Here is a 13,213-nt window from a genome sequence, read left to right as displayed (position 1 = left end):
TTCCGCCTTCCGGCGGAGTTTGGGACGCCTGCGCGGCGCGCGGCAAGGCGGGGCCGGTTATGGGGCTACGCCCCCTTCTCGGCCCCCCTTGCATCCCCCCCGAAGCACCCCCAAAGAAGCACTTTCAATTTTCATCAAGCGACGAGGGCAACGCGTCTCCTGCTGCGGGAGCTTCCCTCACTCGCTCCGCTCGCTCAGGTGATCTCCCTCCGCGACGCGTAAATGCCAAAAAATGCTTTCGCTTCGTTCAAAGTCCGCTTCAGCCCAATACCTCTGTAATATTTGCGATTAATGGGAGTGCTTTGTGACTTTGCGCTTACCCTGATGCATATTGTCGCCAGAATTATCGGGAATTGCAGCGTAAAAATTCGATTCCCATGATGCATCCCATGACGCATAAGCAATAACCAAGCGCGTTCGGGCACAAAAGCAGGTCACTTGTGCGTCAAAAATTTCAGCCGCCATAAGAAGCAGGTCGTGGAGTCGCCTTCCTTAAACTCGCCGGAGCAGCGCGGAGGCGATGGCTGGTGTTGGGCGAATTTGCAAAATACGCATTTTACGGCCTGAAAAGGAAGCGCCGGGATTTTGAGCGCAGCGTACTCAAGTACGTGAGCATCAAAATCCCGGCGCTGACGCATTCAGGGTGTAAAAGTCGGGTTTGCGTAAATCAGCCTGACAGGCTCACACCCGCCGCCAAGACCTTTTCCGCCTTCCTGCCTTTCTTTCCTCTTCTACTCGCCAATGCCCTCGTACAGGGCAGACGACAAATACCGCTCGCCCGCATCAGGCAGAATGACCACAATGGTCTTGCCTTCAAATTCAGGCAAGTCCGCCAGCCGCGAGGCCGCCGCTGCCGCCGCACCAGAAGAAATACCGGCAAGAATGCCTTCTTCACGCGCCAGCCTGCGGGCAAATTCAATGGCCTCATCGTTACCCACAGTCTCCACCCGGTCCAGCAAACTGACATCCAGCGTTTCAGGGATAAACCCAGCGCCAATGCCCTGAATCTTGTGTGGCCCCGGTTGCAGAGGCTTGCCCGCCAGATGCTGACTGATGACCGGGCTTGCCTCAGGCTCCACAGCCACGGAAACAATGTTCTTGCCCCGCGTGTGTTTGAGATAGCGCGAAATACCCGTAATGGTGCCGCCTGTGCCCACGCCCGCCACAATGGCATCCACCAGCCCATCTGTGTCATTCCAGATTTCCGGGCCGGTTGTGGCTTCGTGTATGGCCGGATTGGCCGGGTTCTTGAACTGCTGCGGCATAAAATACGCGCCGGGGTTGGCAGCGACCAGTTCTTCGGCCTTTCTGATAGCCCCGGGCATGCCCTCCGCACCGGGCGTGAGCACCAGCTTGGCCCCCAGCATGGCCACCACGCGTCGGCGCTCAAGACTCATGGTTTCGGGCATGGTGAGCGTAAGCTCATAGCCCTTGGCGGCGGCCACATAGGCCAGAGCAATGCCCGTATTGCCACTGGTGGGCTCCACAATACCCACGCCGGGGCGCAGCAGGCCACGGCTCTCAGCATCGGCAATCATGGCCGCGCCAATGCGGCATTTGACGGAATAGGAGGGGTTTCGGCCTTCAATCTTGGCCAGCACTATGGCCTTGGAGCCGACCACTCGGTTAAGCCGCACCAGAGGAGTATTGCCGATGGAAAGGGGATTATTCTGATAAATTCTGGACATATGCGTTCTCCTTGCCCGCCTTGGCGATGCTGTGTGCAATCCAGATTATATGGTTCAGCCGTGTCGGGCGGGCATGACACCTCTGTCCCGGCATTAACTACATTAACTCGACTGATTAAGTGATAATAATTGAACTCCTGAAAGGCAAGACCTGATACAAAAATATTTCTGCCCGCAGGGAAGAGGCGCAGATATACCCGCATCAAATGCTGAAATCGGGGATAGCTGCCGCCTGAGCGTCCACAAGATCCTGAAGCGTCGTGCCGCCGTATACGTTTTCCAACGCCTGCCGCGCCCGCTGCCACAAAGGCATGAACACGCAGTCCGGCCCAAGGGAGCACTTGCGTACAGGGTTGTCGCCCTCGCAATCAAAAGGATGCACGGGGCCGTCCAGAAAACGGATAACTTCGAGCGTGGTGATCTGGCTGGCAGACCGGGCCAGCATAAAGCCGCCAGCCTTGCCTCGGCGGCTGTCCACAAAGCCGCCGCGCCTGAGCTGATTGAGGATATTTTCAAGAAAACGCGGAGGAATGGCCTGCGCCTCGGCAATCTCCTGAATACGCGTTGGGCCGCTGCCCGTGCGCCGGGCAAGCTCAAACAGGGCGCGCAACCCGTACTGGCATTTGAGTGAAACGCTCATGGGTAATCCTTGCGGGAAAAGGCGGTGCAACCGCGAAAAAAATCAGCCGAAGCTTACGGTCTCGCCGGGGGCCATTTCCACACAGCGGCAGGGCAGATGCAGGCTTTCAAGCTCAGCCCTGAACCCTGCCGCACTCTGCGCCAGCACAGGGAACGTTCCCCAATGCATGGGAACGGCAGCCTTGCAGCGCAGCAACTTGCAGGCCAGAGCTGCCTGACGCGCATCCATGGTAAACACGCCGCCTACGGGCAGCAGGGCCACGTCTATGCTGTAAAGCTGACCCCACAGCTCCATGCCGCTGAAAATACAGGTGTCGCCCGCATGGTATACGGTGAGCCCATCGGGCATCCGCACAATATAGCCCGCCGGAGCGCCCGAATCGCTGGAATGGTAGGCCTGCGTCATGGTCATGCTCACGCCCTTGTGGGTCAGGGTGCCGCCCATGTTAAAGCCGATACCGTTGAGAATCTGCTCTTGGGACACACCAGCCTCAGCCAGTTTGCCCGCCGTGCCCACAATGGCCCCAAGCTGCGCGCCGGTGCGGCGGCACAGGGATACGGCATCGCCCACATGGTCGCCGTGGTCGTGGGTTACCAGCACAATATCCACATCACCTGCCGCGCTGGACGATACTCCCGCAGAAGGAGCAAAAAAGGGATCAATAATCACCTGCGCGTCAGGCGCGCTGATTTTGAATGCCGAGTGTCCAAACCAGGTTATGTCGCTCATGCTGCCTCCAGCGTAAGACTTTACCAACTCAAAAAATACGTACCGACAGGGGACGAAAGACGGCAAATGAAGGAGCGGCGTGGTGCCGCTTTTTGCTTGCGCTATGCCTGACCTGTCCAGCGGGCAAGACTATGTGCAAGCCCCACCTGATCAAAGATACGGCCACAGAACTGCTCCAGCAGTTCCTCCACGCCAGCAGGCCGCAGATAAAAACAGGGAGAAAACGGCATGATCACCGCGCCAGCCTCGCGTAAGGTCAACAGATTGCGCAGGTGGATGGCAGAAAGCGGGCTTTCGCGCGTGACCATCACCAGGGGCAAACGCTCCTTCAGCGCCACATCCGCAGCCCGGTGTACAAGATTGCGCGTGGCGCCGCTGGCGATGGCCCCGACTGTTCCCATGGAGCACGGCACAAGCAGCATGGCTGCTGGTTCGCTGCCGCGCCTCCACCACGAACCGCTGGCCGGGCCTGCGCCCAGGTCTTCCGCAACGTATACGGTGTGCGCCAGCGCTGTGAGCAGCTCGGCATCCGCGCCGCATTCCGCCCGCAGCACGGCCCGCGCGCCATCGGAAACCACGCAGTGGGTGCGCACATCGGGCATGGCCGCCAGCAGCCGCATGAGGCACAGGGCCAGGGGCATGCCGCTGGCCCCGCTCACCCCAACAAGAATATCACGCATGCATTCTCCGCATAAAATATCACCGAGCTATTACCCCTCAGCCTGATTTTTAGCGCACATTGCTACGGCGCGCAAACCCGACGGCGCGCGGCATGCCTGCGGCTGGTGACTGTGTGTCCTTAGCCCATCGGCTCAGGCCCACTCCTTGACAGCCGCCAGCACAAAGCATATCAGAAATGTTCTTATGCGCTCGTAGCTCAGTTGGATAGAGCGTTGGCCTCCGGAGCCAAAGGCCGTGAGTTCGAATCTCGCCGGGCGCACCATAAAGAATTCAAGCGGTTAGCTGTAAAAAGCTGGCCGCTTTTTTTAATCTCCCCCAGACCGCTTTCCGTTGGCATGGTTCTTACAGATAGCGTTTTTGCGCACCTTGTGATTCCATTGAAGCCTCAATACTTCCACTGCATTCACCATGATACGCCTGGGTTCTTTTTTTGTGAGGACATGTATGCGATATTTATATGTTATTTTATTAATATTAATGGCATTATGCGGTTGCACAAAACGACTGACAGATTTTGGTCCGCCTGAATTCGGAACTATGGAGCGCGGGGAAACTGTATATATTGTACCGGATAGTGGAATACTTCATGGCGATGACCGAAGAGAAGGCTACGGCATGCCTGTAGATAGCACACGATATCCGGATATTGAAGTTCAGTTAGCGAAAATGTTCCAGGAAGCCTTTACCCCCTTTGCGAAGCAGGCCATTATCACAGATCGACACGAGCAGTGGTACAAAGTCAATGAATTGGCCAAGGCCAACAATGCGCGTTATATAGTATACCTGTATTTACATACCGCACAGACTTCACTTTTTAATGAAAAAGATCCACAACGATATATGATAGTTACCATAAAGGCCATGGATTTAAAAATTTCTTCTTTGCCGCGATCCATATCTGTGCGCTTTGAATTGGGTGTTATTAATCCTCAGGATGTCACCACGATGTTGTGGAAAGATTTTCAGCCCGCGTTTCGCAAGATTGCGAAACTCTTATTCGAAGGAGAACCCTGCTCACGCATAATTCTATGATCAGAGGATTGGCATGGGGCGGTTACGGCTCTACAGCCGCCCTGCATGAAATGTTTTCTCGCCACTCCTGCCATTTTTTGATGCACGCGCTTACGCGCCGTGCATTATCGGCACGGCAAATTCTTACCCTCATGGCAAATCCGCTCATTTTACAAACGGCTGGTGCAACCCACTGACAGTAGCAGGTATGTTACATCTCTCACCCGAGCCTGCTGACCACCGCCTCGAGTCTGGCCCGAACCCTGGTTTCCATTTCCAGCTTTTGCTGCAATTCGGCAATGGCGGCCTCGGCTTTTTCAATGGTGCCGCACAACCCGCCAAGCAACGAAAATGCGCCGCCTGCCAGAAATTCCGCATTTTCAACTGGTCCCGCATAGGGGCTGCCGCCAAGACGTTGCCAACGGGCATAGTCCCGCTGCCATTCAGGAAAACAGGTGGCGGTGAGGCCGTCATTCCACAACTTGTATGCTCCAAAGGCATGCACCACTGGCGCAAAGGCAGCCGCCGGATTACGAGGATGCGCGTTGAAGCCCTGCGGTAGTTGAAAAACGCTCTGTGGATACTGCCGCAGCAGCATCTGCGCCAGCAGGTTAAAAGCCGCCTGATCCGGGTAGCGCAACTTTGCGCCGTGACGGCACACAAATTCCAGGCAGCCCTGACGCAGAGCCTCCGGCGCAGGCAAATCATTGCGGAATACAATGACGCCCGAATTCAGGTTGTCAGCGACTCCGTCAAACCCCTCAATAGGTTCGTGCAGATTGATCTGCGCGGGTTTGGCCCCCGGGGGGTCGGAAAATTCCGGGTCTTCCAGCGCCAGCCCCAGAGGGCCGCAATCAAACAGGCCCTCCAGGCTATCCTGAACCAGTACGTCCGCATCAAGCCATACAACAGACGTATAGCGTTGCAGCAGGTCAAAGCAGTCAAACTTCGCAAGGCTGAGCGGCGAAAAGACCTCCAGCGCCTCAGCTGTCAGCTCTGCGGGAACAGGCGTAAAGGGCACAAGCTGCGCACCAAGGCTTTGCAGTATCGCGGCATCGGTTTCCAGCAGAGAATCATCGCAAAAAACGATGATGTCTGCCTCCATCCCCGGATTATGCCGCCTGAGAGCCAGCAGCACCGTGCCTGCGGCAAAGGCCCAGTTGCCGGTTACGCCTGTGACAACCGCGCGCGGAAACCTCACGTCAATGCGGCCTTCAAATGCATCGTGCATGGCTGGCTCCTGATATCGCTTTGTACAGCCCGCAGGCCGCTTCAATGTCTCCGGCACAAGACCGGAAAAAGCCCGTTTCAGAAGGGGCCGTCTGGTTACCCCGGCCTGAAACGGGCCAACAATGCTATATCCGTCAGTCTCTCCTACCGCGAGGCAGCAAAAATGGCGACGATATCGGGCGGCAGCAGTTTTTTTACGCTGCCGATGTGGGTTTTGCCCACAAGGGCCTTCTCGGCCATTTCGGCAATCTGCGCATCAGTAGGCGCGAGATTCAGCTCTTTCAGCGAGGTGGGCATGTGCAGCGAGCGGAAAAACCGCTCCATGGCCTCAATGCCCTGCAATCCCGTGATAGTTTCCGTTTCCGCCGGGGCAACGCCCATGACCCGTTCTGCAAACAGGGCAAAGCGGTCAGGCCGCAGGGGCAGCACATGGCGCGCCCAGCTACCCCATATGGCAGACAGCCCCGCTCCGTGAGCCACGTCAAACATGCCGCTCAGCTCGTGTTCAATCATGTGCGTGGCCCAATCGCCGCCGTCAGAGCCGCAGCCGGTCAGGCCGTTGTGCGAAAGGCTGCCGGCCCACATGACTTCGGCTCTGGAGTCATAATTGGCCGGATCATCACGCAGCACGGCGGCATGGTGCATGACCACACGCATGAGTCCCTCGCTGATGCTGTCCGTAATGTCCATATTCGAGCCATGCCCGAAGTAGCGTTCCATGGTGTGCATGAGAATATCCACGCAGCCGCAGGCCGTCTGAAAGGGCGGCAGCGACATGGTCAGCTCAGGATTCATGACGGCAAAGGCCGGACGGGCCATATCTGTCTTGAAGCTGCGTTTGAAGCCGTTTTCCTCGTTGGTCACAACGGTTGAACTGCTCATCTCGCTGCCTGCGGCGGCGATGGTCACCACGCAGCCAATGGGCAGGCAGGCATCCGGCTTGCGCTTGCCCATGTAATAATCCCACACGTCTCCCTCGTTGGCAGCGCCGTAGGCGATAGCCTTGGCCGAATCAATGACGCTGCCGCCTCCCACTGCCAGCACAAAATCCACCCCTTCTTTGCGCGCCAGTTCAATGCCCTCGCGGATCAGCGAAAGCCGGGGGTTGGGCACTACGCCGCCAAGAGTGACAAAGGACAGTCCTTCAGCCTGAAGGGACGTTTTTATCTTGTCCACAAGGCCCGAACGCAGGGCGCTCTGCCCGCCAAAGTGTATAAGCACCTTGCTGCATTTGCAGGCTTTGACGAGTGCGCCGGTCTGCTGCTCTGTATTTTTGCCGAAAACAACCCTGGTGGGTGTGTAGTACGTAAAATCGTGCATGGGAACCTCCTGACTGTAAAAAAGCGCGGGCGGCCCAAAAGCGCAGGGCCAGGGCGTAAGCGTTAGATATTTTCTGCCAGCGCCGCGAGCGAAAGTGTACGCAAAAGCCTGCCTGTCTGATCCGCCTGTGCTGCATCTGCCGAGGCTTCGCGCAAAATGCGCGCCATAAAAACGAGCATGTGCCGTTGCATATGTTCATCATGTCCATAACGGTCAGTCCAGGCCTGCCAGAGAGTATCAAGCCAGCGCAGCGCAGCTTCCGGCTCTGTTGGCCCGCCATAGATCAGCCCTGCGTGCAGTGCCGCCTGTGTTCCTGTCGCCCGGATACCCAGCGGAGGAAACACATGCCCAAGCAGTGCGCGCATGTGCCACTGGCGGGCATGGGCTGCTGGCGCATAACGATAGTGCAGCAGCGGCTCTTGCAAATTGACCGCCTGCAATCCGGCATTGAGCAGGGCATCGGCCCAAAAGGCCATGTCTTCTGCCCTTGCCAGGCTGGCGTCATAGCGTAAGCCAAAGGCGCGCACCGCGTCCAGCCGCACCATGACGCAACAGTTGGGCACGGGCACCCCAAAGAGCGAGGCTGCGCGGGCGGCGTTCGGCTGTTCTGGAAAGAGTTCAAGCGCGCAGGACTGCCCAAAGTACTGGATGCCCGCTCCGCAGATGTGGATATCGGGTTGGGCCTCAAGGCAGGCATGCTGGGCCTGAAGCCTGCGGGGCATGGCTATATCGTCCGCATCCATCCAGGCCAGATATCTGCCGCGCGCACGGCCCATGGCCATATTGCGCGCTGTGGCCCGCCCTTTGTTTGCAGGCAGGCGCTCGACGCGAACCCTTTTGTCGTCAATGGACTTCGCGAGGGCAAGTGTGTTGTCTGTGGAGCCATCGTCCACCACCAGAAGCTCAAAGTCTTCAAAGCTCTGGGCAAGTACGGAATCAATCGCTTCAAGCAGGTGGGCGGCGGCATTATGGGCGGGCATGGCCACAGTGATTTCTGGCAAGGACGAACTCACTTGCCTCCCCCCCTCACCTGCCTGTATATGGCGGCCACATCATCGCGCCCAGAGCCAAATATGGGTTCCGGCCTGCCGAGCGCAGGCTGCCTCTGGCAATACTCTGGCGCTGTTTCCATCATCCGGGCTGCGCGGGCAAAAACATTGGTGGTTTCCATCATCCAGTTGCGGCACAGGGCAAGCTCTGCTTGCCGGGCCTCCCACAAACGGCTCTTGATGGCAGACAGAATACTCTGCGCACAGGCTTCCAGATCGCCGAGCGGCAAGGGCACAAATCCGGGTGCGGGGCAAACAGCGCCAAGGTTGGGTGCTCCAAGATAGAGCGGCAGCGCCCAGCCGAGCCAGGCATCGGACAGTTTTTCTGTCCAGAAGTTGTCCAGATAGTTGTTTTCAAGCACCACATGATACTTGTAGGGCGCAATGGCCGACATTTTGTCGTCCACGGGATTAAACTCGCGCCCGTACACATGCAACGCATCCCCCAGTCTTTCTTTGAGCATGCGTACGAGAGCAAGTCGCGCACGCTGTGCCGACGTTGCCGTCTTGCTGGAACAGACTACGGAAACAAGGCCTGGTTTTTCAGGCATGGGGAATGTGCGCAATTCATTAATATTGCTGAATTTGCTTATATTTTTTCCAGATGAACGCTCGACGCCGTAGTGCCAGCTCAGACAGGGGTTGCTGATGACCATGCTGCGGCGCTCGACACCACGTAAGTCATAGGGCGACACCACCGTGCCAAACTGACCGAGGTAGGATCGGGGATATTTTTTGATTTCAGGCGGTTCAGTGACAAAGAGGATACGCCGTTCACGAGGCACTGTGGTACTGAAACCCGCAGGGGCTTCATCAAAAACCACAAGCCATGCACTGGAAGTTTCTGCCGGAGAGGGAAACGAGGGAAAAGAGTGGGAGGCTTGCGAGGCCAGCACAAATTGCACACGGCCTAGAGCGCCGTTGCCGTCTTCTGTCTGCCGCATCCAGGGCCAGGCCTCGGGGATGGTGGCAAAATAGCACAACAGGGTGGAACTTTCAGCCACAAAAGCCTCGCAATGACAAGGCCCCGGCCCGCTTTTTCCTGGTCAGAGGCCCGTTAGCAGCACCCGTTGCTCAGGGCGCATCAACAACGGATGGTGAAAATCACTTTAATGCTCAACTGCGTAGATATTGCGAAATACAACGCCATTTTCCTGGCTGCGCACTTCAAGAATGACCTGGGCGTTGGTGAGGCTCATGGGGTGCTCGGCAGAAGCAACCATGACCGCACGCTTGAATCGGCTGATACGAAAACTGCCCACATCTTCGGGCTCAAAGCGCAGGGAATATTTTTTGCCATCGGCTGTCAGCAAAGTGCCGCTGACTACACCAGAAAGTATCTTCTGATTGTCGGCATTGCGCAGATCCAGTGCAATACGCAGCTTGCCGCCCCGTATTTCACGCACTTGCACATTCCCCACCTTAACGTAATCAAGGTCAATGGAGGGAAAGTCCTCATGCCCCGGCCCTTCGGTGACGCGGGCCGCATCGCTGGCCCCTCCCTGAGGTTTTTCAGCCATAGTCCCGCCAGTAATTGCGGGGCCTTCACCGGGTGCTTCCGCAGCGGCGCCGCCTGTGCTGAGTCTGCGCAGCACGATCTCCCGGCCTGGAATATTTTCTTCGCGCAACAGTTCTTCGAGGTGTTCAAGCCGCTCCGCGTTGGCCTGCGCCGTCTGCGAATCACTTTCAAAACGCAGCACATTGTCCCGCAACTGCACGTTCTGCTGCCACAAAGTCCAGCACAGCCATCCCAGAACAGCGCACGCAAGGGGTAGGCAGGCCATAACCCCAAGGGCCGCCACAAACCGCCCCCTGCGCACTCGATAGCTACGCCTGGGGCCGTTATCCCGCATCAGGATTATGCTGAGATTTTCGCGGTACTTCAAACGGTCCTCACGAACTTTGGCGTTTGAATTTTCGGGATGGCCGCACACAACACCTTGTTATGATACCTCGCCATTAAATCGGGCAGACTGTTTTACCAACCTTTGCATTACCCAATGAGGCAAAAGGCAGAAGCCCCTATTGACCAGCCTCTCCAATGGGCGCAACTGGCGCGCCAAGAGGTGCCCAGTCTTCGCGGGCGATTCGCCAGCCCTTGCCGTCAAAGCGCAGCAAAAGGGTCTTGGTGCCCCGGTCAGTGTGGCCGGAGCTGTCTGCGTAGACCTGATTCATGTCGGCGCGCAGGCCCTGCTTGTCAGCCACCAGCCGCAGGCCCGTGATCTGAACCAGAGTGGGCTGCACTCGCTGCCAGAGCAATTCCTTCTGCTTCTGAATATTCTTTGCCCCCCAACGTCCCTGCTGGATGGCATCGTCCGCATAGTATTCAATGTACTCGTCCAGATGTCCAGCCTCCCAGGCCTTGCGCCATTTTTCAACCATAGCGCTGGCGTCGTCGCTGACCTGATCCAGATAATCCGCTGCAAGGCCAAGCTCTTCTGGCTTGAACTGCGAGGCAACAATGCGAAAATCTCCCCTGTCGTCCCGGCTCCACCAGAAAGAACGCACCCCCTGCTCCATGCCGTTGGGGGCCACCACAAGCTGATCGCAATGGCTCACAGCCAGCGAACCCTGGATCTCCAGCTTGGGCTTGCGACTTATGAGGCGCAGCCACGGCACCGCAAAGCGGCGATCAAATTCGCGCATGGTCGAATTATAGGAATACCCGCGCGGAGTTCCGGCTTCGCGGTTGTACTTGGCTTGATCGTAAAGAGAAGCGATGTTGGTCGAACGCGCGGCAAAATCCGCATTCCAGGCCTGCACAGCCTTTTCCAGAGCGGCGCGGACTTCCGGTGTGAGGGTCAGCTGCTGTGCTGCCGCTGCCGCAGGAGCGTTGGGCTGTGTTGGCGCAGCAATGGGAGCCTGAACAGATGTTGGTGCAGGCAAGTTAACAGCTTGCTGGACCTCAGCGGGCTTTACCGCCTGATCGGCAGGTTTGGCAGGTGTGCCCTTGGGGGCGGATTCCGCTTCGCTGCGGGCCGCTTCTTCCATTGCAGGGCGCGCACCCCAGTTCACTTCTGCCGGGGGTGTTGCGCTGCTGCGGCGGGGCACCAGAGGATCATTGGCCGCCATGAGCTTGTCACCCTGACCAGCCTTGGCTGTAGCGGCTTTGTCCTGCGAGGGTTGCGGCGCGGCAAGGGCCGTTGCCTCCGCCTTTTCAGGCGCGGCTTCTGGCATATCCAGCCGGGGGCGCTGCGGCGCTTCGGAAGAAGCATCGCTGACCTGCTGCAAAGGCGCTTCGGCCACAAGCTGGCCCTTCTGAAAATCGGCGCGCATACCCAGATCACGTGGCGTCCATTCCATACCAACAATGCGGAATTTTTGGTCATTGCCGCGCTGCCAGTACAAACGGCGCACACCCTCAGTGGAAAGATTGGATGCCGTATAGAGTTGCTCTGACCATGTCACCCAATACCCCGGCCCTTCCAGCACATTAATCTTGCGATTAAAAATCTTGATGAACTGGAGCGACTTGAACAGACGCTCCTTGTTCTGCCGGAAGGCCGTGAAATTTTCCGTCATGGCCTTGGAATAGGCATCGGGATTATAATAATCAAACATCTTGACGGATCGCGAGGCCCAGGCGTTGCTCCAGTTCTGCATCAGGCGGCGCAGCTCGTTGGCGGTGCTGCTATCGGGCCGGGGCTGGGCGGTCTCGTCCATCTTATCGGCCAGGACCACGGCCGTACCGGGCGTCAGCTGCGGCCCGACCTCGTCAATTTCCTTAAGCCCGATGGCCACGCAACCACGTGTGGAAAGCGGTTCAATGCCAAAACCCTTGCTGTGAATCCAGATACCGTGGCCGGTTTTGCCGCGCAGACGATCCACGGGGTTGGGATAGTTCAGGGTATAGGCAATACCGCCATACTCCTTGAAATCCAGCCCGCTGGCAATCTTGTATTCCACAAAGTAGATGCCTTCGGGCGTGCGCAGATCGTTAAGGGCCTGCTTGTCGCCGGGCAACTGGCCTGTGGTGCAGGGATAGGTGTATTTGAGCTTGAGGGGGCTTTTTTTCTCAAAAAACATGAAGGTCTGGCGCTTTTTGTCCACAGCCACCAAATGCGTAGGAAGCCCCTCATTATACAGAGAGGCTTGCCATTCTTCGGCCTGCGCCAGATGTGGAGCGGCAAGGGGACAACCAATGCCAAAGGCCATCAGCAGCCCCAAGGCCATGCATCTGACAAGGCAATTGGTCAGACACCTGACCAGCGACCTGACAATAGACTTGTCCGCAGATTCCGTCAGACATTGCGCCAATGCCGCATGGGGCAAGGCGCGCGGGTCGGTGGGGACCTTAACGCGCAAGGTCCACCAATTCCGCACGGGTAAAGAGCGCAAGCAGGTCATATCCCGCCTCACGGAGCTTTTCCCGGCCACCTTCCTCCCGATCCAGAATGGCGCAAACCGCCACAATGGACAGGCCAGCGTCAGCAATGCGATCGCAGGCCTTCAGCAGAGAACCGCCGGTGGTAACAACGTCTTCAAGCATGGCCACGCGGTCGCCCGCGCAGAAATTGCCCAGCCCTTCAACAAACTGCCCTGTGCCATGCCCTTTGGCTTCCTTGCGGACCAAAAGGCCGTTCAACGGTCTGCCCTGTTCGTGCGAGATGACCGTGGTGGCTGCAACCAGCGGGTCAGCGCCCATGGTCATGCCGCCCACACCCTTGATATCCATCTCGCGGAGCATGTGGTTGAACAGGGTTCCAATAAGCCACGATCCTTCGGCGTGGAGCGCCGTGACGCGGCAATCAAAATAATAATCGCTTCTGCGGCCTGATGCCAGCACAAAATCTCCCTCGCGGTATGATTTTTCTACCAGCAGACGGGCAAGGCGGCGCTTGAGCGCCAGCAGTTCTTCAGAAGAA

Annotated in this window: 12 protein-coding genes and 1 tRNA gene; 2 read left to right on the top strand and 11 right to left on the bottom strand. The window is 57.6% G+C overall.

Features of this window, described 5'->3' with window-relative positions:
* Window positions 1-731: 731 nt before the first annotated feature.
* The 4 genes from cysK to JMF94_RS00930 form a co-directional block, all read right to left on the bottom strand.
* Entirely contained in the window at window positions 732-1,688 is a 957-nt protein-coding gene (gene cysK, locus JMF94_RS00945; RefSeq protein WP_240823350.1) for a cysteine synthase A, read from the bottom strand.
* A 202-nt stretch (window positions 1,689-1,890) separates the two neighbouring features.
* Window positions 1,891-2,328, bottom strand: coding sequence for an Rrf2 family transcriptional regulator (locus JMF94_RS00940; protein ID WP_240823349.1), 438 nt, complete (start codon window positions 2,326-2,328; stop codon window positions 1,891-1,893).
* A gap of 42 nt (window positions 2,329-2,370) precedes the next feature.
* Window positions 2,371-3,057 (bottom strand): metal-dependent hydrolase, encoded by a 687-nt coding sequence (locus JMF94_RS00935; protein ID WP_240823348.1) that lies wholly within the window; start codon window positions 3,055-3,057, stop codon window positions 2,371-2,373.
* Window positions 3,058-3,158: 101 nt separating this feature from the next.
* A complete protein-coding gene (locus tag JMF94_RS00930) occupies window positions 3,159-3,737 on the bottom strand; it encodes a UbiX family flavin prenyltransferase (protein ID WP_240823347.1) in 579 nt (192 codons plus the stop codon).
* Window positions 3,738-3,923: 186 nt separating this feature from the next.
* Here JMF94_RS00930 and JMF94_RS00925 point away from each other — a divergent pair.
* Window positions 3,924-4,000 (top strand) — tRNA-Arg (locus tag JMF94_RS00925).
* A gap of 182 nt (window positions 4,001-4,182) precedes the next feature.
* Window positions 4,183-4,770 carry a hypothetical protein gene (locus tag JMF94_RS00920; protein WP_240823346.1) on the top strand — a complete coding sequence of 196 codons (588 nt, stop codon included), beginning with the start codon at window positions 4,183-4,185 and terminating at the stop codon, window positions 4,768-4,770.
* Window positions 4,771-4,969: 199 nt separating this feature from the next.
* Here the strand turns inward: JMF94_RS00920 and JMF94_RS00915 are convergent, their stop codons facing one another.
* The 7 genes from JMF94_RS00915 to pyrE form a co-directional block, all read right to left on the bottom strand.
* Window positions 4,970-5,980 (bottom strand): glycosyltransferase, encoded by a 1,011-nt coding sequence (locus JMF94_RS00915; RefSeq protein WP_240823345.1) that lies wholly within the window; start codon window positions 5,978-5,980, stop codon window positions 4,970-4,972.
* A gap of 143 nt (window positions 5,981-6,123) precedes the next feature.
* The gene (locus JMF94_RS00910; RefSeq protein ID WP_240823344.1) at window positions 6,124-7,299 is read right to left on the bottom strand and encodes an iron-containing alcohol dehydrogenase; all 1,176 of its coding nucleotides are present in this window, start codon (window positions 7,297-7,299) and stop codon (window positions 6,124-6,126) included.
* Between the two features lie 62 nt (window positions 7,300-7,361).
* Window positions 7,362-8,285: a glycosyltransferase family A protein gene (locus JMF94_RS00905; protein ID WP_346770000.1), complete on the bottom strand. Its 924-nt coding sequence runs from the start codon at window positions 8,283-8,285 to the stop codon at window positions 7,362-7,364.
* 23 nt (window positions 8,286-8,308) lie between these two features.
* The gene (locus JMF94_RS00900; RefSeq protein WP_240823342.1) at window positions 8,309-9,352 is read right to left on the bottom strand and encodes a glycosyltransferase family 10; all 1,044 of its coding nucleotides are present in this window, start codon (window positions 9,350-9,352) and stop codon (window positions 8,309-8,311) included.
* Between the two features lie 105 nt (window positions 9,353-9,457).
* Window positions 9,458-10,234 carry a hypothetical protein gene (locus JMF94_RS00895; protein WP_240823341.1) on the bottom strand — a complete coding sequence of 259 codons (777 nt, stop codon included), beginning with the start codon at window positions 10,232-10,234 and terminating at the stop codon, window positions 9,458-9,460.
* 136 nt (window positions 10,235-10,370) lie between these two features.
* Complete coding sequence (locus JMF94_RS00890; protein ID WP_240823340.1) at window positions 10,371-12,653, bottom strand: L,D-transpeptidase family protein; 2,283 nt, start codon at window positions 12,651-12,653, stop codon at window positions 10,371-10,373.
* Entirely contained in the window at window positions 12,643-13,200 is a 558-nt protein-coding gene (gene pyrE / locus JMF94_RS00885; protein ID WP_215647574.1) for an orotate phosphoribosyltransferase, read from the bottom strand. Before pyrE ends, JMF94_RS00890 begins: the two co-directional genes overlap by 11 nt.
* Window positions 13,201-13,213 lie beyond the last annotated feature (13 nt).

The sequence above is a fragment of the Desulfovibrio sp. UIB00 genome (genome assembly GCF_022508225.1).
Classification (GTDB): Bacteria; Desulfobacterota; Desulfovibrionia; order Desulfovibrionales; family Desulfovibrionaceae; genus Desulfovibrio.
Note: the sequence above shows the minus strand (reverse complement) of the source record. Positions and strands in the feature narration are given on the sequence as shown.